The sequence below is a fragment of the Paraburkholderia dilworthii genome, assembly GCF_000472525.1.
Lineage (GTDB): Bacteria > Pseudomonadota > Gammaproteobacteria > Burkholderiales > Burkholderiaceae > Paraburkholderia > Paraburkholderia dilworthii.
This window is the reverse complement of sequence record NZ_AWZT01000013.1, coordinates 84,400-104,074: the sequence shown is the minus strand read 5'-3', so window position 1 is coordinate 104,074 and position 19,675 is coordinate 84,400. Positions and strand designations below refer to the sequence as shown.

Here is a 19,675-nt window from a genome sequence, read left to right as displayed (position 1 = left end):
TTCGTAGTTCGCCCATCAACGGTACTCCGGTTGGTCCCATTACCCCCTTCCTTGATTTTCATGCACCCATTGGGCTTCGGCCTTATTTACCATCTTTAGGAACAAGTAATATGGAAACCGGTACCGTCAAGTGGTTCAATGACGCAAAGGGCTTTGGCTTCATCACGCCGGACGGCGGCGGCGAAGATCTGTTCGCGCATTTCTCGGAAATCCGCACGGAAGGCTTCAAGACGCTGCAAGAAAACCAAAAGGTTACGTTTGAAGTGAAGACGGGCCCGAAGGGCAAGCAAGCTGCTAACATCAAGCCGGTGTAAGCGCTACGCTGCTTCCTTCTGGACGCGAAAAACCCCGCCTCGGCGGGGTTTTTTTATATCCGTCGCTACTCACTGCGGCGATTATCTTCGCAGTATGCGGGGAGTAGTTGGTGGTTATGCGAACACGCGCCGCGCGTGAATACCGAGTCCCGTTGCGACACTCGCAAGACGATCGCCGAATACCGCTTCTGCATCTGGAAATGCCGCCGCCAATGCGCCGGATAGAAACGCGAGACCAGTCGAGCCGCCCGTGAAGTAAATCGCGCTCATGTCGCGAATCGAAACACCCGCGGCCTGAACCGTGTCGCGCGCGGCCGCTACGATGCGCCGCGTTTCTTCCTGACCGGCTTCAATAAGCTGGGCCTCATCGAACGCGAGGCGCAGATCGTCTTCGACTTCATCAAGGTCGATCACGGTCTCGCCGCCCGCCGCGACGCCGATTTTCGCTTCTTCCGCGTGCGCGGCGAGCGCATGCCCGAGGCGCCGCTCCACCACACGCATCAGACGGTCGTGATACTTGACGTCGGTGAAAAGGTGCCGCATCAGACCGAGTTCGCTGACGCGCTTCGGCGCATAAACCGTGTTGATCAGATGCCACGTTGCGAGATCGAAATAGACGCGATTCGGAATCTCGCGGCCTTCCGGATCGAGCGATTGATACCCGAGTTCGCGCAGAATTGTCGTCAGTTCCACGCGGCGGTCGAAGTCGGTTCCCGCGACGTGCACGCCGTGGTGTGCCAGCACGTCGTCCTTGCGTTCCACCTGGTTCATTCGCTCGGGTCCGACGCGCACGAGCGAAAAGTCCGACGTACCGCCGCCGATGTCGGCCACGAGCACAAGCCCTTCTCGCGTGAGACGCGATTCATAGTCGAATGCCGCTGCGATCGGCTCATACTGGAAGTGAATGTCACGCAAACCTACCGCGCGCGCCGCCGTTTCCAACTGCTTTTGCGCCATCTGGTCGGCACGCGGGTCGTCGTCGACGAAGAATACCGGGCGGCCCAGCACCGCGCGATCGATCGCCGCCCCGGCGCTTTTTTCGGCGGAACGCTTCAGGTGGTCCAGGAAAATTGCGATCACGTCCGTGTACTTGATCGCGGAGCCGTCGCCGAGATCGGTCGAATTCTCGGCAAGCGGCGAGCCCAGGATGCTTTTCATCGAGCGCATCAGCCGGCCGTCGAAGCCGTCGATGTACGCCGCGAGCGCCGCACGCCCAAATTCGCGGGTGTCTTCGTCGGTATTGAAGAAAACCGAGGTGGGCAGCGTCGTGTAGGCGCCTTCGACCGGCGCGAGCTTGAGCGCCGCGCCGTCTGGAACGGCTACGGCCGAGTTGGAAGTACCGAAGTCAATCGCGCAATAGTTCATGGCAGGAATCGCCGCTCACGGCTGGCGCGGACAGGAAGGGGGAGCGGCTTTGTATCACGAAAGCCGGATCAGCATCAACTTGCCAATAGAAAGCCGCGACGTGCAATTGCGGCGCATGCTCGCGGAACACAAATTGCTTCTCCCGGCTGTTCACGTCGTCAGAGCATGCAGCCCAGATAAGGCCGCCAAATTCCACATTCAAGGAGACCTTCAGCAATGAGCGCGCCGCCTGCCGCCGACGTCGAGCGAAGAACCGCCGGGACCATCGAAACGGATTTGCCGTCGCGGCTCGACCGCCTGCCGTGGGGGCGCTTTCACACGCTGATCGTCGTCGCGCTAGGCGTGACATGGCTGCTCGACGGACTCGAAGTGACGCTCGCCGGGGCGGTTGCGAGCGCGTTGAAGTCGAGCCCGTCGCTGCATTTCACCAACGCCGAAGTCGGCCTCGCCGGCAGCGCTTACATCGCCGGCGCGGTGCTTGGCGCGCTCGGCTTCGGCTGGCTTACGGACCGGCTGGGCCGTCGCAAACTTTTTTTCATCACGCTTGCGCTCTATCTTGCCGCGACCGCCGCGACCGCCGTTTCGTGGAATCTGGCCAGTTTCCTGCTGTTCCGTTTTCTGACGGGCGCGGGCATTGGCGGCGAATACACCGCGATCAACTCGACGATTCAGGAGTTCACGCCGCCTCGCGTGCGCGGCTGGGTCGATCTTGCGATCAACGGCACGTTCTGGGTCGGGGCAGGGCTGGGTGCGGCGGGTTCGCTGATCTTGCTGGATCCGCATCTGTTGCCGGGCGACTGGGGCTGGCGCGCGTGCTTTTTCATCGGCGCGGCGCTCGCGCTGATCGTGCTGCCGATGCGCATCTGGGTGCCCGAAAGCCCGCGTTGGCTTCTCACCCACGGCAACGAGCGCGACGCACGTGCGATCGTCGAAGGAATCGAAACGCGCTTTCGCAGCGAAGGCCACACGCTTTCCACGGACGGGCTCATGCGCCTGCGTCTGCGCGCGCGCGGACACACACCGCTGCGCGAGGTGTTTCACACGCTCTTCAATGTGCATCGGCGACGAGCGCTGGTCGGCCTGTCGCTAATGACCGCGCAGGCGTTCTTCTACAACGCGATCTTTTTCACTTACGCGCTCGTGCTAACCGATTTCTACGGCGTGCCGGGCGACCACATAGGCTGGTATCTGCTGCCTTTCGCGCTCGGCAATTTTCTCGGACCGCTCGCGCTCGGCCGGCTTTTCGATGTGATCGGGCGGCGCAAGATGATTGCGTCGACCTATGGCGTATCGGCGATTTTACTGACGGTAAGCGGCTACCTTTTCGAGCAGCACATGCTGACGGTCGTCACGCAGACCGTCGCGTGGATGGTGATTTTCTTCTTCGCATCCGCCGCGGCCAGTTCGGCTTATCTGACGGTCAGCGAATCGTTTCCGCTTGAAATCCGCGCGCTCGCGATCGCCGTGTTTTATGCGTTCGGCACGGCGCTCGGCGGAATCGCCGGGCCAGCTTTCTTCGGGCGGCTGATCGACACGCATCAACGCAGCGAAGTATTCTCCGGCTACCTGGTCGGTTCCGCGCTGATGCTCGCGGCCGCCGTGATAGCAGCGATCTGGGGCGTGGATGCCGAGCGCAAATCTCTCGAACATGTTGCGACGCCGCTCTCCAGCGTCGCCGACGACGCGCCGTAGACGCACCCATAAAAAAAGCGCGGTGTGTGCCGCGCGTTTTCTGAGACCTATGAAGCGGAGGAACCCCGTTCAGAACGGCTTCTTCCAGGCGCCGCCGTAGGCGATTTCCGCAAGCGGCAGACGCTGGCGCACCGACTTCTCACGTTCGCGCAAAACGGGGTCGAGCTTGTCGACGTCGCCGTAATGGCCGAGCGAAATTATGGCGATCGGTTCGACGTCGTTCGGCAGATCGAAAGCCGTGCGGAACGCGTTCGGGTCGAAGCCGCTCATCTGATGCGCGGCGAGGCCGAGCGCATGCGCTTGCAATACGAGCGCCATTGCGGCCGCGCCGGCGTCGTACTGAGCGCAGCGGTTGACTTCGCCCTTGGTCGTGCGCGTCAGCGTGGTGACAGCGATCAGCACGGGCGCCGGCCCGTTCCAGCCCTGGTTAAACGGCACGAGGGTGGCGAATGCCTGCTTGAACGCGACTTCGTCGACGCTGCGGTCGAATACGAGAAATCGCCAGGGTTGTGCGTTATACGAGGAAGGCGCCCAGCGTGCCGCTTCGAGCACAGCGTGCAGGTTCTCGCGGCTCACCGGCTCGCTCGAATACGCGCGCGGGCTCCAGCGACCGGCAATCAGCTCGTGAATGGCAACTGCGGTAGGGGCGGGTTTGTTGGTCATGCGCTTCTCTCAGTAGAAATTCATGATCGCGGGCGGCTGCCCGAGGCCACATAGCATAACCGGGGTTCGGCGCGCGCGCTGCATGAGGCGCGCAGTTAGTTTTTCCGTAGCGTGGAAAGACGCGGGCGCGCTGCGGCGCGGGTCCGCGTCTTTCCCGCGCCGCGTCAGACCGCCTGTGGCTGCGGCGCCTTGGCGGGCCGATTGATCCGCAAAACAATGACGGCAGCCACGAGGCACAGACCACCGGAAATCATCGACGCCACCGTGTACGTGCCGAGGCTCGCGCGCAGCATGCCCGCACCGAGCGCCGCAAACGCCGCGCCGAGTTGATGCCCGGCCACCACCCAACCGAACACTACGGGAGCCGCCTCCTTGCCGTAGACGTCCGTCGCGAGACGCACGGTTGGCGGCACAGTGGCGATCCAGTCCAGGCCGTAGAACACGGCGAAGAGCGGCAACCCGAAAAAGTCGATGCCGAAAGCGTGCGGCAGATACATCAGCGACAAGCCGCGCAGCCCGTAATACCAGAACAGCAGCACGCGGCTATTGAAGCGGTCGGACAGCCAGCCGGAGAGCGTCGTGCCGAACAGATCGAAGATGCCCATCGCCGCAAGCAGCGACGCACCCTGCACTTCCGACATGCCGTAATCGCCGCACATTGCGATCAGGTGCGTGCCAACATAACCGTTCGTGCTGGCGCCGCAAATGAAGAAGCTGAAGAACAGCAGCCAGAAATCGCGCGTCTTGCTCGCCATCGCGAGTGTGCCGAACGCAATCGCGAGCGGATTCTGCCTGGTGGCCGTGGCCGCCGCGGGCGCGTCGTGCGGTTCGCCGTAAGGACGCAGCTTCACGTCCGACGGGCGCTCCGGCAGCAGAAACGCGACCAGCGGCAGCACGATCGCCGCGGCTGCCGCGACGACCCACACCACCTGGCGCCAGCCGTAATGCTCGACGATGGCCGCGAGCATCGGCAGAAATACGAGTTGGCCAGTCGCGGAACTCGCGGTCAGAATCCCCATGACGAGCCCGCGATGCGTGGTGAACCAGCGCGTTACCACGGTCGCCGACAAGGACAGCGCCGCCACCCCCGTGGAACCGCCGACCATCACGCCCCAGATCAGGATCATCTGCCACGGATGCGTCATGAGCGATGACAAGGCCACGCCCGCCGCCATAGTGCCGAGCGCGATCAGCAGCGTGGGGCGCACGCCGAAGCGCTGCATCGCCGCCGCCGCAAAGGGCCCCATCAGCCCGTATAGCGCGATATTCACCGAAATCGCGAGCGAGATTGTCGCGCGGCTCCAGCCGAACTGATGCTCGAGCGGCACCATCATCACGCTCGGCGTGGCACGCGTGCCGGCCGCCGCAAGCAACACCAGAAACACCACGGCGACCGTCAACCAGCCGTAGTGGAAACGCCTGCCTATCAGTTTTGCTGCCCAGTTCATCGGCTCTCCTATCAACGCGGCTTTGACCCGCTCCGCCGTTCGCACTATTACTGTTTCGGTAAAGGACTTGTGACAGATCGGTCACAATTGGTGTTGCGATGTTAGTTACCGGTCGGTAACATGTCAAGGCGTCAATTGAATTCAGGAGCGGTCTATGTCTGAAAGCGAAATCTCCAAGCGCGGCGCCTCGGCGGCGGGGTCTTCGCCAGCTTCTTCGGCTGCTTCCTCGCCAACGTCGCGGCGCGCGCGAAGCAGCAAGACTTCTGGGCCTGAAGCGCAACAGCACCTGCTGAGCGCGGCCGACGAACTGTTCTACCGCGAGGGCGTGCGGGCAGTCGGAGTGGACGCTGTCGTCGAGCGCGCCGGCGTCAACAAGATGAGCCTGTACCGCCAGTTCTCGTCGAAAGACGATCTGGTGATGGCGTACCTGGAGCGCAAAGACGCTCAATTTTTCGGCTATGTCGAAAAGAGCTTCGCGAAACACGCCGGACAGCCGGCCAAGCAGTTGCAGCAATACTTCGATGATCTCGCCGTGCGAGCGTCACTCAAAGATTATCGCGGCTGCCCGTTCGTGAACGTCGCGGTGGAGTTCTCCGATAGCGCCCATCCCGCGCGGCAGTTCGTGTTCCGCAACAAGGAACGCCTGCTCGCGCGCCTAACCGAACTGGCGAGCACCGCGGGCGCCGACGATCCTGAGACGCTTGCGAACGCGCTGGCTTTGCTGATTGAAGGCGTGTACGCAGCGAGCCAGACTTACCGCGCAGGATCCGGCCCGGTGCTCGCCGCGCCGAAGGCCGCCGCACTGCTTATTGCTGCGGCATGCGGCGGGAAGGCGGCGCGCTAGCCGTTGGGGGCGTGGTTCCTCGCTTGCCTGTACGGCTTCGATTCTCAACTCCGCTCTCCGGGTGCCGCTGCGGCTTGCGTTTCGCACGCTTGGCGTTACAGCTTCGTTTTTGCGGCTTCTTTTGCGGCTTCGTTTTTTGCGGCTTCGTTTGAGGGAACCGCGGGCTGGCCACTGCAGGCGCCGTTAAAATGGCTTTTTGCCCTTATCGCTGCCTGCCATGCCGTTGACCTCCGAATCGCACGACGCTGTCGTTGCCACCACTCGTCACTGGCTGACTGAAGCCGTGATCGGGCTTAACCTGTGTCCGTTCGCAAAAGCCGTCCACGTAAAGGGGCAAATCCGCTATGCGGTTAGCGATGCGACCGACCTGGAAGGCGCGCTGGCCGACCTCGAAATCGAGCTCAAGACGCTCGCCGCCGCAGACCCGACCGCGTTGGACACCACACTATTGATTCTGCCGCAGACGCTAGGCGAATTTCTGCAATATAACGACGCACTGTTCTTCGCCGAAAGAATGCTCGAGCAACTTCGCCTCACCGGCATTATCCAGATTGCGAGCTTTCATCCTTTTTATCAGTTCGAAGGCACTGAACCGGACGATATCGAGAATTACACAAATCGCGCGCCCTATCCGATTTTTCATTTACTCAGAGAAGATAGTATTGAGCGGGCGGTTCAGGCATTTCCCGACGCCGAAGAGATTTACGAGCGGAATCAGGAAACGCTTCGGCGAATCGGGCTCGCCGGCTGGAATAAATTGATGAAGTCCTGATTTATTCGGAAACGAAAAACCTCTCTTTCAGTTCCTCGATGCCAAGCGTTTGCATCACCTCGTCAAGCCGCTCGGCCGGCCGCCGTCGCGGAAGGTCCTTGAACTGCGCGATGATCAGCTCGTTTTTCATCGAGTGCTCCCAGCCCACAAGTTCAGTTACGCTCACCTGATAGCCGTGTGCCTCCAATTGGAGGCAACGCAGCACATTGGTAATCTGGCTGCCGAATTCGCGCGTATGCAATGGATGCCGCCAGATTTCCGTCAACGCATTGGCGAGCGATTTGCTTTTGTTCTGGCGTAAAACACCCGCCACTTCAGCCTGACAACATGGCACGACCACGATGTACTTCGCCTTCTTTTCGAGGGCAAAGCGAATCGCGTCGTCCGTTGCGGTATTGCAGGCATGCAGCGCGGTGACGATATCGATTCGGGCGGGCAAGCGGTCCGACGTAATGGATTCCGCTACGGACACATTTAGGAACGACATGCCCTTGAAGCCCAGCCGTGCCGCCAGTTCCTCCGACCTCGCGACGAGCTCCTCGCGCGTTTCAATGCCGTAAATGTGCGACGCCCCACCTGCGGCATCCTGAAACTGCTTGAAGAACAGGTCATACAGGATAAAACCTAGATATGACTTGCCCGCGCCGTGGTCGACGAGCGTTACGGCGCCCTGCTCGTCCTTCAAGTCCTTGAGCAAGGGCTCGATGAACTGGAACAGGTGATAGACCTGCTTCAGCTTGCGGCGGCTGTCCTGGTTCATCTTGCCGTCGCGCGTCAGGATATGAAGCTCCTTCAGCAGTTCGATGGACTGGTTCGGGCGAATTTCGTGGGTTTTACTGGACATCGTGGGGAACCGCCAGTGATTGCAACGCGAACGTGCGTCAGGTGACGGAAAAAAGAAAAAGTTGCTGCCAGTTTACCCAAACGACGGCCCGCTCACCGAAGAGCCGCGCAAAAACTGCCGGAAGTGCAACATTCCTGGAACACTTCCTGCTCCTAACGGCACGACGCGGGACGTTTCCCGAGCGGCACAGAACCGCTTCGCGCGGTCGGGTTTCCGGGGCTTACGCGGTGATGCCGATAACAATAGGCTACCGGCCGTGATCACGACACACGGACCGGATGCATGTGGGGAGGGCGGCTCGGTAACACGAGCCGAACGTTACGTAACCGGCAGCGCCACGCGATCTCAACTGGATGCGCGCCCGGACAATAGAAGAGGCAGCAATGGATACGGTACCCAACGGAAACGTCGAACAGAAGTTCCAGGAAATGATGGCGAAGCTCACCGCCATGCCGGCCTGGTCCGAAAAGCAGCAACTGGAACTGGAAATGGCGCGCGACATCTCAACCGAAATGCTTCGTCTTGCGGAAGTCATGCGGGACGGGAGCGCCGACATGGAGACATGCCTGACGCTGCTCAAGTACGCCAAAGTGCTCGACTTCGTGATGACGACGCTGGCTTCGCGGCGCGATATCAAACCGCAAACGCTGCGGGTCATCTTCAAGCTTGCTGGCCTCAAGGTGGACGAGGCTTACCCGAGCTAAGGTCCGGCGAGACATCGCAGACAACATCGAACCCACGCCGCGACTCGCGCGAGTGGCCCGCCGCCGCTCGCCTCCCCCGCGAGTCAGCGCGGCGGCTCTTCATCCCGACCGGCTCTAATCAGGCACGCGGCGCTTCGACCGGCGGCGTGCCTTCGTGGAAGAGCGTCCTCAATTGCGAACGTAGTTCCGGCGAATCGTCGTGTTTGTGCACGCTGACGGCATGCTGCACGGCCGCGTCTAGCAGTTCGTCGTCGTTGTCTGCCGAGAGCGCAACGGTGCAATTCATTTCGCTCGGGAATTCGCGGCAGTCGATGTATTTGCGCGTCATGGCAGTCTCCGTCATCGATATGTTAAGGCTTCCACGCAGGCGTAACGCGCGAACCCGAACCCGCCACTGCCGATGCCACGACATGCGGCGAGGTGGACAACGCGATTACTCGTATGACGTAGGGAATGACGCGAATGCGCCGAATGGAAGGTGTGCAGAAATTATAGTTCGCCATGCTGAATAAGAAAGTTGTGGGCCGTACGAGTGAGGGAGCGAGGGCGCCGGAATCCAGCGTTCTCACGCCCGTTTAGCGGTGGGCGCGTTTTGCTCCACGCTGTGTGCGGTGTGTGAAAATAGCGCGCTTCGTGGCGCATTCCGGCGGGTTGCTGCGCGTTGCGTTGGCTCCTGATGCCTTCGTAGCGCCCTGTGGTCGTTGTTAGCGCCCCTTCGCGCTGTCCGGCCGTCGGTGCTGGCGGCGCGCCGCCTCTTTCGCTCAGGTCCGCATGTCATCTTCGTTCGATTCTGCCCGCGTCGCTGTCATCGGCGGAGGCCCCGCCGGTCTGATGGCGGCCGAGGCGCTTTCTCTGCAAGGCGTGCAGGTCGACGTCCATGACGCGATGCCCTCCGTCGGCCGCAAGTTCCTGATGGCCGGCAAAGGCGGCATGAACATCACGCATTCCGAACCGCTCCAACCGTTTCTCGATCGCTACGGCGCGCGCCGCGAATGGATTGCGCCCCTGCTGCAAACCTTCGGACCAGACGCGTTGCGCGCCTGGCTGCGAGGGCTCGGTGTCGAGACTTTCGTCGGCAGTTCGGGACGCGTTTTTCCCACCGACATGAAAGCCGCCCCAATGTTGCGTGCGTGGCTGCATCGGTTGAGGGAAGGAGGCGTGCGCTTTCACATGCGGCATAAATGGATCGGCTGGCAAGTTGACCCCGAGACTGCCGCTAATGCGCTTGCGACGCCCAATGCCGCGCACTCGCTTTCGTTCGCGACGCCGGACGGTGAACAGGCGGAGACCTACGACGCGGTCGTATTGGCACTCGGCGGCGCGAGTTGGCCGCGCCTCGGATCGGACGCGGCCTGGGTGCCCTTGATCGCGTCGCGCAAGGTGCCTGTGCGCCCGCTGCAACCGGCGAACTGCGGCTTCGACGCGGACTGGAGCCCTTATCTGCGCGAGCGTTTCGCCGGTCAGCCGGTGAAGTCCGTGGCCATTTCACTTGCCGATGTAGACGGAAAAGTCCACAATCGACAAGGTGAAATACTTTTGACCGAAACGGGCCTCGAGGGCAGTTTGATTTATGCGTTGTCGGCGGCGATTCGCGAGCGAATCCTCGCTGACGGCGAACTCACGATCACGCTGGATCTGGCTCCGGGCCTGGCTCTTGAGCGAGTGATAGCGGAGGTGACGAGGCCGCGCGGCTCACGGTCGATATCGAGCCATCTGCACGGAAGAGTCGGGATCAACGGCGTGAAACTGGCCTTACTGCACGAGATTCTGCCGAAGGACGTTTTCGCCGATGCCGCGCGCCTTGCGCACGCTATCAAGGCGCTACCGGTACGGCTCGTTCGCGCACGCCCAATTGCAGAAGCGATCAGTAGCGCCGGGGGCATTCCGTTCGAAGCGCTTGATCGGGATTTGATGATCGAGCGCTTGCCTGGCGTCTTTTGTGCGGGAGAAATGCTCGATTGGGAAGCGCCGACGGGGGGTTATCTGCTGACTGCATGTTTTGCGAGCGGTCTGGTGGCCGGGCGCGGCGCGGCGGCGTTTGTGCGGGCGCGCGCCGCGTTGCGGTGAAGCGGGGACGATGTCGCTAAACGGACGGGGCGTTGGGTCCGTGGGTCGTGGGGTCGTTGAGCCGTTGTCCCGATAAGCCGTTGGGCCGCCGACCCACTGAGCCACTGCCCCGCAGAGCCTCTGCGCCGTATTCAGCCCGCATCAAGACCGCACCTTCAGTCGCCACAGCGATGTAACTTCCGCGGCCCGCGCCGCGTGCAGCGGATCGGCTTCGTCGGTCGATTTGGGGTGCCTCGGACGAATATCCTCGCGCCCCATCACCGTCAGCCCGGCATTGTCGATGGCCGCAAGCAACCACTCGCGCCTGCGCAAACCGAGGTGCTCGGCGAAATCCGACAGAATGAGCCAGCCTTCGCCGCCGGGCGACAAATGCTCCGCCAAACCATTGAGAAAACCGAGCAGCATGCGGCTTTCCGGATCGTACACGGCATACTCGATCGGCGAAGCCGGCCGCGCCGGCACCCACGGCGGGTTGCACACCACCAGCGGCGCGCGTCCGTCGGGAAACAGGTCCGCTTTCACGACGTCGACTTGCTGCTCGTACCCGAGACGCACAATGTTCTCCCGCGCACAAGAAAGCGCACGCGGGTCCTGGTCCGTGGCGACGATTTTCTTCACGCCGCGCTTCGCGAGCAGCGCCGACAGCACGCCGGTGCCGGTGCCGATGTCGAACGCTTTATTCAACGAAGGCAGCGGCGTCCGCGCGACGAGATCGACGTATTCACCGCGCACGGGCGAAAAAACCCCGTAATACGGATGAATCCGCTCGCCGAGCGCGGGAATTTCGACGCCCTTCTTCCGCCACTCGTGCGCGCCTATCAGCCCGAGCAGTTCGCGCAGCGACACGACCGACGCTTCGTCCGTCGGGTGACCATAAGTTTCGATGCACGCCTGCTGCACCTCCGGCGCGCGGCGCAACGGAATCACGTAAGCGGGGTCGAGCGGAATCAGAATCATGCCCAGCGTACGCGCACGTTGCGACTGCGTCTGCCGGTGCAGGTTGAACGCCTCGAGCGGCGTTGCGCCTTGCTTGCGCGGTTTGCGTTCCAGCCGTCGCGTGACCGCCTGCAACAGCTGCCGCGCGTTCTGGAAGTCGCCGTTCCACAGAAGCGCGGTGCCTTCGCACGCAAGCCGGTAGGCGGAGTCGGCGGAGGTCCGGTCATCGGCGACGATCACCCGTTTGGGCGGCGGCACCGCCGCTTCGGAGCGCCAACGCGCGGTGCGGGGGCCGTCGGCTTCGGGCCAGGTGATGCTTGCGGGGCTAGTCATGATGAGGTGGGTCGTGTTGCGGGAGCGACGCGGTAAGACGTGGCTTCGTTGGAGGGCGTTACGCGCGGATGTTGCACCGGTATGCGTGAGCGGATCGCAATGCGGGCCGACGCCCGAATAGTAACCTCTGCCGCCTCGGGCTGCGGCACGCTATTAACCATCGAATTGACAACGAAGATAGACAGTTTCGTCCAAAAACGACAAGGTGAAAGAGATATGGCGAATCTGAGCCCTGGAAACCGCTCACCAAACGGCGACAAGCGGTGATGGGCCACGATTGCGGCCAAGTACCCGGGTCCATAACCACCGGATAACGGCCCAATAAAAAACGGGGTTCCTGACTGAACAGAAACCCCGTTTCGTACTACTGGTGCCGGCTGCAGGACTCGAACCCGCCACCTCATGATTACAAGTCAAGCGCTCTACCTGATGAGCTAAGCCGGCATGAGGCCGTGATTCTACTTCATTTTACGATCTTGAGGCGAGCCCTACCGCCACCTTTCGAACCGTCGTCGTCGGGCTGGTCGCCCTCCGGCGCGCGGTCGGTTTTAGCGGCGTCGTCATCGGCCGCCGAGCGGCTCTCGACCGCCCGCGGCGCACTCGGCGTAACCGGCGCGGCGGCCGGCTCGGTCGTTTCAGCGTCCGCGCCCGAATCCTGCGCTTCACCGCCCGCCGACTCGACCGGAAACGCCATGCCCTGCCCGTTTTCGCGCGCGTAGATCGCCAGGATGTTGGCGACCGGCACCTCGATCTTGTGCGACTTGCCGGAGAAACGCGCGCTGAATTCGACCCACTCGTTGCCCATTTGCAGCTGGCTCGTGGCCTCGAAGCTAATGTTCAACACGATCTCGTTGTCGCGCACGAATTGCCGCGGCACGCGCGTCTGGTTGTCGACGCGCACTGCAATGTGCGGCGTGTAGCCGTTATCCGTGCACCACTCGTACAGCGCCCGCAACAGGTATGGCTTCGTGGAAATCTCTTGCATCAGCGGTCCTCTTACCGGCCACGGGCGCACGCGCGTCAAGCCACGCGGGCGCCCGCAACCCAAAAGCCAAATCAACGACGCATCACCTTTTCCGAAGGCGTCAGCGCCTCGATATAAGCCGGACGGCTAAAAATGCGCTCGGCGTACTTCATCAGCGGCGCCGCATTCTTCGACAACTCGATGCCGTAATGATCCAGACGCCACAGGAGCGGCGCGATCGCGACGTCGAGCATCGAGAACTCCTCGCCGAGCATGTACTTGTTCTTCAGGAAGATCGGCGCGAGTTGCGTCAGGCGGTCGCGGATCGCGAGGCGCGCCTTCTCGTGATTCTTCTCGGCGGCCTTGCCCTTCTCGTTCTCGAGCGTGCCGACGTGAACGAACAGCTCCTTCTCGAAGTTCAGCAGGAACAGGCGAGCGCGCGCGCGCTGAACCGGATCGGCCGGCATCAGCTGCGGGTGCGGGAAGCGCTCGTCGATGTACTCGTTGATGATGTTCGATTCGTAAAGAATCAGGTCCCGTTCGACGAGAATCGGCACCTGACCATACGGATTCATCACGGCGATGTCTTCCGGCTTGTTAAACAGGTCGACGTCGCGGATCTCGAAGTCCATGCCCTTTTCGAACAACACCAGCCGGCAACGCTGGGAGAACGGGCAAGTTGTGCCGGAATACAGAACCATCATGTTTACGTTTCCTCAAAAAGCTGAAGGGCCAGCGCGCGGAAAAACCGTTCACAGGTTTTTCCTGGCGCCGGCCCCACGCCGTGTAGCGGCGTGATTATTTGATATGTTTCCAGTACGCGGCGTTCAGTCGCCAGGCGAAAAAGCTCAGAATGCCGAGGAACATCAGCACCCACACGCCAAGCTGCTTGCGGGTTTTCTGAGTCGGCTCGGACATCCAGGACAGATACGACACAAGGTCGGCCACAGCAGAATCATAATCTACCGGCGACATCGTCCCCGGAGTGACCTGCTGGAAGCCCACAAATTTGTGCACCGTTTCGCCCGTTCTTTCGTCGACTTCGTCACCGAACTTCGCGGTACGTTGCCCCTGAAGCTGCCACAGCACGTGAGGCATGCTCACGTTCTCATACACCAGATTGTTCCAGCCGGTCGGCCGCGTATTGTCGCGGTAAAAGCTGCGCAAATACGTGTAAAGCCAGTCCTTGCCGCGCGCCCGCGCCTCCACCGATAAATCCGGCGGACTCGCGCCGAACCACGCTTTCGCGTCATCCGGGCGCATCGCCACGGTCATCGTGTTGCCGACCTTGTCGGTGGTGAAGAGCAGGTTCGACTGAATTTCGTTCGGCGTAATGCCGAGATCGGTCAGCCGGTTGTAGCGCACGAGGTTCGCACTGTGGCAATTCAGGCAGTAGTTTACAAACAATTGCGCACCGTGCTGCAAAGAAGCGAAATTGTCCGCGTTATCCGGCGCGCGGTCGAGATGAACATTCTCGTCCGCGAACGCCGGGCCGCTCAGCACGGCGAGCAGTGTCGCGCCGATCAGCGCGCACGTCGAAAGCAGTTTCTTCATCTTCGTGTTCTCCTCGCTCGCCATTAGTGGGACTTGAACCGCACCCGCTCGGGCGGCTGCTTGAACGTGCCAAGCCTCGTCCAGAACGGCATGCCGAGGAAAAACGCGAAGTAGATCAACGCGCACACCTGCGCAATCAACGTAGCGGCCGGCGACGGCGGTTTAGTGCCGAGGAAGCCCAACGTCAGGAAAGCGAGCACGAAGATCCCGTAAAACACCTTGTGGAAGAACGGCCGGTAACGGATCGACTTCACCGGCGAGCGGTCAAGCCACGGCAGAAAAAAGAGCGAAATCACCGCGCCGCCCATCACCACCACGCCCCAGAACTTGGATTCGGTGAACGCCATCGCCAGAATCACCAGCACCGCGAGCACCGGCAAGCCGAACTTCCACTTGCCGCGCGCGCGCACCAGCGCAAGCAGACCGAGCAACGCGATCACGACCATCAACACGATCTTGAACGGATCGGTCGTGGCACGCAGCATCGCGTAAAAGGCCGTGAAGTACCACACGGGCGCGATTTCCTGCGGCGTTTGCAGCGGATTCGCCGGAACGAAGTTGTTGGCCTCGAGGAAGTAGCCGCCCATTTCCGGCGCGAAGAAAATTATCGCCGCGAAGATCATCAGGAAGACCGACACGCCAAAGAAGTCGTGCACCGAGTAGTACGGGTGGAACGGGATGCCGTCCAGCGGAATGCCGTCCGGGTCCTTCTTCGCCTTGATCTCGATGCCGTCCGGATTGTTCGAACCGACTTCATGCAGCGCCACGAGGTGCGCCACGACAAGTCCGAGCAGCACGAGCGGAATCGCGATCACGTGAAACGCGAAAAAGCGGTTCAACGTGACGTCCGACACCACGTAATCGCCGCGAATCCACAGCGACAGGTCGGGTCCGATAAACGGAATCGCCGAGAACAGGTTCACGATCACCTGCGCGCCCCAGAACGACATCTGGCCCCACGGCAGCAGGTAGCCGAAAAACGCCTCGGCCATCAGGCACAGAAAGATCGCGCAGCCGAAAATCCACACGAGTTCGCGCGGCTTGCGGTACGAGCCGTACATCAACCCGCGGAACATGTGCAAGTACACGACGACGAAGAACATCGACGCGCCCGTCGAATGCATATAACGGATCAGCCAGCCCCACGGCACTTCGCGCATGATGTACTCGACCGACGCGAACGCAAGCGTCGCGTCGGGCTTGTAGTTCATCGTGAGGAAGATGCCGGTGACAATCTGATTGACCAGCACCAGCAGCGCGAGCGAACCGAAGAAGTACCAGAAATTGAAGTTCTTCGGCGCGTAATACTCGGAAACGTGCTTTTTCCAAGTGGACGTGAGGGGAAAACGCCGGTCGATCCAGCCGACCAGCCCGGTCGTCTCTACTTCGTGTTCGATCGCCATTACGCTTCTCCTTTCTCGTCCTTGCCGATCACGAGCCCGTTGGCCGACGTGAACATATAAGGCGGGATGTCGAGGTTCTGCGGCGCAGGTTTGTTCTTGAAGACGCGGCCGGCCATGTCATAGGTCGAACCGTGGCAGGGGCACAGAAAGCCGCCAGGCCAGTCGTCCGGAAGATTGGGCTGCGCGCCCTCCATGAAGCGCGGCGTCGGCGTGCAGCCTAGATGGGTGCACACGGCAACGGCGACAAATATGTTCTTGCGGTCGGTGCGCGAACGGAATTCGTTGTTGCAGTATTCCGGCAACGGCATCGAAAAAACGTTCTTGCTGTGGGGATCGGCTACTTCGTTATCGGCTTTCTGGACATCGGCGAGCATTTTGTCCGTGCGGTTGATGATCCAGACCGGCTTACCGCGCCATGCAACGGTCATCATGTCGCCGGGCTTCAAGTTGCTGATGTCCACTTCGACCGGGGCACCTGCTGCCTTGGCCTTTTCAGATGGTGCAAACGAACTAACAAAGGGTACGACAGTGGCAACGCCTCCAATGCCACCTGCTACGGTCGTCGCTATCAGCCAGGTACGGCGGCTGCCGTCGACGCGTTCATCTTCCTTGTCTCGCATCACACGCCCCACTTCTGAGTTGGATTTTTCCTTCACGTCGCTTCTACCGCCGCTAGTTTGCTCGAATGGAGTCGCCATTTACAAGGCCCGATTGCCAAAAACCGTGCGAAGCCCTTGATAACTCAGGGTTTCTCCGTACTTATCGCAAACTTTTTCGCAGCTTCTTTTAAGTGCCCCCTCCGTTATTCGTGCCTTTTTCTTAGCTAATGCGCATTTGATAATCCCGCGATTCAAACGGGATTGGGGATGTCGATAAAGAGGTGCTCAATATCGAATTGCTCGGACAGGTGCTTGCCCACCGCCTGCACGCCGAAGCGCTCCGTTGCATGATGGCCGGCCGCGAGAAACGCGACGCCGCTTTCCGCCGACGTGTGCATCACCGACTCCGACACCTCGCCGGTCAGATAGACGTCGGCGCCGGCGTTGATTGCTGCGTCGAACATGCCTTGCGCGGCGCCCGTGCACCAGGCTACGCGGCGCAGACTGCGATCCGGGTCGCCGAACACCAGCGGCGCGCGGCCGAGCGTCTGCTCGATTTCTGCGGTGAAGTGCGCGAGCGTGATCGGCATCGCGAAAGTGGCGAGCCAGCCGAGGTCGTTTTCGCCGAAGCGCGCGTCGCTGATCCAGCCCATCTTCGCGCCGATCTGCGCGTTGTTGCCGAACTCGGGATGGTCGTCGAGCGGCAGGTGATAGGCGAACAGGTTAAGGTCGTTGCCGAGCAGCAGCTTCAGACGAGCGTATTTGCGGCCGGTGATCTGCGGCGCCTCGTTGCGCCAGAAGTAGCCGTGATGAACCAGCACGGCGTCCGCGCCCCAATCGAGCGCCGCTTCGAGAAACGCCACCGAGGCCGTCACGCCGGTTGCGAGTTTGCTGATTTTGCGGCGCCCTTCCACTTGCAGACCGTTGGGGCAATAGTCCTTGAAGCGCGCGGTTTCGAGGAGATTGTTCAAGTACAATTCAAGTTCGATCCGATCCATATAAACCTCTAGTCTTCAGATGCTTAGACGCTTTTGGCTGTTCTTTGCCCAAGCGGTGACTGTGCTGTTGGCGCTGATGTTCATCATCGCGACCCTCAAACCGCAGTGGCTCCAGCGTCAAGGGCAATTCGGCAAGCAGCTTGCCGAACCAATCGTCGCCCTTCGAGAAGTGGCGCCTGGCATCGGCAGCGGGCCGGCAACGGCGTCTTATGCCGACGCCGCTCAAAAGGCCATGCCCGCGGTCGTCAATGTGTTTTCCAGCAAAGATGGCTCACTGCCGCCGGATCCGCGCGCGAAAGATCCGCTGTTCCGCTACTTCTTCGGCGACAAGAACAATCGCAAGCAACGGGAGCAACCGGCAGCGAACCTGGGCTCCGGCGTGATAGTGAGTTCAGAAGGGTACATTCTAACGAACCAGCACGTGGTCGACGGCGCCGATCAGATCGAAATCGCGTTGGCCGACGGCCGCACCACGAATGCCAAGGTGATTGGCATCGATCCCGAAACGGATCTGGCCGTGCTCAAGGTCAACATGACGAACCTGCCCACCATCACGCTTGGCCGCATGGAACAGACCCGGGTGGGCGACGTCGTGCTCGCCATCGGCAATCCGTTCGGCGTCGGACAGACGGTGACAATGGGCATCGTCAGCGCGCTCGGGCGCAACCATCTCGGCATCAATACGTTCGAAAACTTCATTCAGACCGACGCGGCGATCAATCCCGGCAACTCGGGCGGCGCGCTCGTCGACGTGAACGGCAATCTGCTCGGCATCAACACCGCCATTTACTCGCGCTCGGGCGGTTCGCTCGGCATCGGCTTCGCGATTCCGGTCTCGACTGCGCGCAGCGTGCTCGAGAGCATCATCACCACCGGTTCGGTCACGCGCGGCTGGATCGGCGTCGAGCCGCAAGACGTCACGCCGGAGATTGCCGAGTCGTTCGGGCTCGATCAGAAGTCGGGCGCGATCGTCGCGGGCGTGCTGAAGAACGGTCCGGCCGACCGCGCGGGCATCAAGCCGGGCGACATTCTGGTGAGTGTGAACGGCCAGGAAATCACCGACACCACGCGCTTGCTGAACGTCATCGCGCAAATCAAGCCGGGCACGGCCGCGAAGGTGCACCTGGTGCGCAAGAACCGCGAGTTCGATCTCGACGTGATCATCGGCAAGCGCCCGCCGCCGCCGAAACAGCCAGTCGACGACAGCGATCAGCAGGACGACGACGGCGGTTAACGGGCGAGCGGTAACCTCGCGCACGCTTAACCGTGAGGGGAAACGCAGAACGCAAAAAGGGCAGTCCGTGACGGACTGCCCTTTTTGTTTGGCCGCACTCCGCACTGACCGCCCCGCAAGCGTCGCGGCGCGCTCAAATCAAGCCGGCGGACTCGCGTCTTCAACAACGGCCGGTTGCTTGCCGACAATCAACCGCGCAGCGACGATGCCCGCCTCGTATAGCACGATCAGCGGAATGGCGAGAATGAGCTGCGAGAACACGTCTGGCGGCGTGACCACGGCTGAAATGACGAACGCGCCGACGATCACATACGGTCGAATCTCCTTGAGCTTCTTGAGCGTTACCACGTTCATGCGAACCAGCAGCACGACGACGATCGGCACTTCGAACGTCACGCCGAACGCGATGAACATGGTGAGCACGAAGCTCAGGTAATTGTCGATATCGGTGGTCATTTCCGCGCCCAACGGCGCGTTGTAATGCGCCATGACGCGGAAGATGGTCGGGAACACCACGAAGTACGCGAAGGCCATGCCGCAGAGAAACAGCGTATAGCTGCTGCCGACCAGCGGCCCGACGAGCTTCTTTTCATGCTGATAAAGGCCCGGCGCGACGAACGCCCAGATCTGATACAGCACGATGGGCAGCGCGATCACGAAAGCGACCAGCATCGTCACTTTCATCGGCACGAAAAACGAACCGGTCACGTCGGTGACGATCATCTTGCCGTCTTTCGGCAGGTTCTGCATCAGCGGGCGCGCCAGCAGCCGGAAGATATCCGGCGCCCAATACACCAGCCCGACAAACACCACGATGACGGCTAGGCCCGCGCGGATGATCCGGTCGCGCAATTCAACGAGGTGGGAAATGAAGGTCTCTTCAGTGCCTTCGTCCTGGCTTTTCTGGGGGTCGCTCACACCGGCCCTCGGTTAGAGATTGT

At 61.3% G+C, this 19,675-nt stretch carries 21 protein-coding genes and 1 tRNA gene; 7 read left to right on the top strand and 15 right to left on the bottom strand.

The window, feature by feature from the left end; translation table 11 throughout:
• The first annotated feature begins 110 nt into the window (after positions 1–110).
• Positions 111–314: a cold-shock protein gene (locus F759_RS0114335; protein WP_007180251.1), complete on the top strand. Its 204-nt coding sequence runs from the start codon at positions 111–113 to the stop codon at positions 312–314.
• Positions 315–428: 114 nt separating this feature from the next.
• Here the strand turns inward: F759_RS0114335 and F759_RS0114330 are convergent, their stop codons facing one another.
• Both F759_RS0114330 and F759_RS42140 read right to left on the bottom strand, forming a co-directional pair.
• On the bottom strand, positions 429–1,679 hold the full coding sequence (locus F759_RS0114330) for an Hsp70 family protein (protein ID WP_027800455.1): 1,251 nt from the start codon (positions 1,677–1,679) through the stop codon (positions 429–431).
• A complete protein-coding gene (locus F759_RS42140; protein ID WP_152530636.1) occupies positions 1,660–1,896 on the bottom strand; it encodes a hypothetical protein in 237 nt (78 codons plus the stop codon). Before F759_RS42140 ends, F759_RS0114330 begins: the two co-directional genes overlap by 20 nt.
• On the opposite strand from F759_RS42140, the gene F759_RS0114320 reads away from it, so the two are divergent.
• Positions 1,896–3,371 carry an MFS transporter gene (locus F759_RS0114320; RefSeq protein ID WP_027800453.1) on the top strand — a complete coding sequence of 492 codons (1,476 nt, stop codon included), beginning with the start codon at positions 1,896–1,898 and terminating at the stop codon, positions 3,369–3,371. The two genes, F759_RS42140 and F759_RS0114320, sit on opposite strands and share 1 nt — an antisense overlap.
• 69 nt (positions 3,372–3,440) lie before the next feature.
• Here the strand turns inward: F759_RS0114320 and F759_RS0114315 are convergent, their stop codons facing one another.
• Positions 3,441–4,034 carry a nitroreductase family protein gene (locus tag F759_RS0114315; RefSeq protein ID WP_027800452.1) on the bottom strand — a complete coding sequence of 198 codons (594 nt, stop codon included), beginning with the start codon at positions 4,032–4,034 and terminating at the stop codon, positions 3,441–3,443.
• Positions 4,035–4,198: 164 nt separating this feature from the next.
• A complete protein-coding gene (locus tag F759_RS0114310) occupies positions 4,199–5,482 on the bottom strand; it encodes an MFS transporter (protein WP_027800451.1) in 1,284 nt (427 codons plus the stop codon).
• Positions 5,483–5,636: 154 nt separating this feature from the next.
• On the opposite strand from F759_RS0114310, the gene F759_RS0114305 reads away from it, so the two are divergent.
• Complete coding sequence (locus F759_RS0114305; protein WP_027800450.1) at positions 5,637–6,326, top strand: TetR/AcrR family transcriptional regulator; 690 nt, start codon at positions 5,637–5,639, stop codon at positions 6,324–6,326.
• Positions 6,327–6,543: 217 nt separating this feature from the next.
• Positions 6,544–7,098 carry a DUF1415 domain-containing protein gene (locus F759_RS0114300; RefSeq protein WP_027800449.1) on the top strand — a complete coding sequence of 185 codons (555 nt, stop codon included), beginning with the start codon at positions 6,544–6,546 and terminating at the stop codon, positions 7,096–7,098.
• A 1-nt stretch (position 7,099) separates the two neighbouring features.
• Here the strand turns inward: F759_RS0114300 and F759_RS0114295 are convergent, their stop codons facing one another.
• Entirely contained in the window at positions 7,100–7,942 is an 843-nt protein-coding gene (locus tag F759_RS0114295; RefSeq protein ID WP_027800448.1) for a class I SAM-dependent methyltransferase, read from the bottom strand.
• 383 nt (positions 7,943–8,325) lie between these two features.
• Between F759_RS0114295 and F759_RS0114290 the strand changes: the two genes are divergently transcribed.
• Positions 8,326–8,646 carry a type II toxin-antitoxin system HicA family toxin gene (locus F759_RS0114290; protein WP_027800447.1) on the top strand — a complete coding sequence of 107 codons (321 nt, stop codon included), beginning with the start codon at positions 8,326–8,328 and terminating at the stop codon, positions 8,644–8,646.
• Positions 8,647–8,764: 118 nt separating this feature from the next.
• Here the strand turns inward: F759_RS0114290 and F759_RS0114285 are convergent, their stop codons facing one another.
• Positions 8,765–8,974 (bottom strand): DUF1059 domain-containing protein, encoded by a 210-nt coding sequence (locus F759_RS0114285; RefSeq protein ID WP_027800446.1) that lies wholly within the window; start codon positions 8,972–8,974, stop codon positions 8,765–8,767.
• Positions 8,975–9,417: 443 nt separating this feature from the next.
• On the opposite strand from F759_RS0114285, the gene F759_RS0114280 reads away from it, so the two are divergent.
• The gene (locus F759_RS0114280; RefSeq protein WP_027800445.1) at positions 9,418–10,713 is read left to right on the top strand and encodes a TIGR03862 family flavoprotein; all 1,296 of its coding nucleotides are present in this window, start codon (positions 9,418–9,420) and stop codon (positions 10,711–10,713) included.
• 141 nt (positions 10,714–10,854) lie between these two features.
• On the opposite strand, the gene F759_RS0114275 is transcribed toward F759_RS0114280, so the two are convergent.
• The 8 genes from F759_RS0114275 to F759_RS0114240 all read right to left on the bottom strand — a co-directional run bounded on the left by F759_RS0114275 (position 10,855) and on the right by F759_RS0114240 (position 17,500).
• Complete coding sequence (locus tag F759_RS0114275) at positions 10,855–11,982, bottom strand: methyltransferase (RefSeq protein WP_027800444.1); 1,128 nt, start codon at positions 11,980–11,982, stop codon at positions 10,855–10,857.
• A 368-nt stretch (positions 11,983–12,350) separates the two neighbouring features.
• Positions 12,351–12,426: transfer RNA gene (locus F759_RS0114270), tRNA-Thr, on the bottom strand.
• 19 nt (positions 12,427–12,445) lie between these two features.
• On the bottom strand, positions 12,446–12,967 hold the full coding sequence (locus F759_RS0114265) for a ClpXP protease specificity-enhancing factor (protein ID WP_027800443.1): 522 nt from the start codon (positions 12,965–12,967) through the stop codon (positions 12,446–12,448).
• A gap of 71 nt (positions 12,968–13,038) precedes the next feature.
• Positions 13,039–13,650 (bottom strand): glutathione S-transferase N-terminal domain-containing protein, encoded by a 612-nt coding sequence (locus tag F759_RS0114260; RefSeq protein ID WP_006052302.1) that lies wholly within the window; start codon positions 13,648–13,650, stop codon positions 13,039–13,041.
• A 94-nt stretch (positions 13,651–13,744) separates the two neighbouring features.
• Positions 13,745–14,500 (bottom strand): cytochrome c1, encoded by a 756-nt coding sequence (locus F759_RS0114255; RefSeq protein ID WP_027800442.1) that lies wholly within the window; start codon positions 14,498–14,500, stop codon positions 13,745–13,747.
• A 23-nt stretch (positions 14,501–14,523) separates the two neighbouring features.
• The gene (locus F759_RS0114250) at positions 14,524–15,903 is read right to left on the bottom strand and encodes a cytochrome b (protein WP_027800441.1); all 1,380 of its coding nucleotides are present in this window, start codon (positions 15,901–15,903) and stop codon (positions 14,524–14,526) included.
• Positions 15,903–16,523, bottom strand: a complete 621-nt coding sequence (petA, locus tag F759_RS0114245) for a ubiquinol-cytochrome c reductase iron-sulfur subunit (RefSeq protein WP_027800440.1) — start codon at positions 16,521–16,523, stop codon at positions 15,903–15,905. Before petA ends, F759_RS0114250 begins: the two co-directional genes overlap by 1 nt.
• 230 nt (positions 16,524–16,753) lie before the next feature.
• Complete coding sequence (locus F759_RS0114240) at positions 16,754–17,500, bottom strand: Nif3-like dinuclear metal center hexameric protein (RefSeq protein WP_027800439.1); 747 nt, start codon at positions 17,498–17,500, stop codon at positions 16,754–16,756.
• A gap of 19 nt (positions 17,501–17,519) precedes the next feature.
• Between F759_RS0114240 and F759_RS0114235 the strand changes: the two genes are divergently transcribed.
• Complete coding sequence (locus F759_RS0114235; RefSeq protein ID WP_027800438.1) at positions 17,520–18,734, top strand: Do family serine endopeptidase; 1,215 nt, start codon at positions 17,520–17,522, stop codon at positions 18,732–18,734.
• Between the two features lie 138 nt (positions 18,735–18,872).
• Here the strand turns inward: F759_RS0114235 and tatC are convergent, their stop codons facing one another.
• Positions 18,873–19,652, bottom strand: a complete 780-nt coding sequence (gene tatC / locus F759_RS0114230) for a twin-arginine translocase subunit TatC (RefSeq protein WP_027800437.1) — start codon at positions 19,650–19,652, stop codon at positions 18,873–18,875.
• Positions 19,653–19,675: the final 23 nt, after the last annotated feature.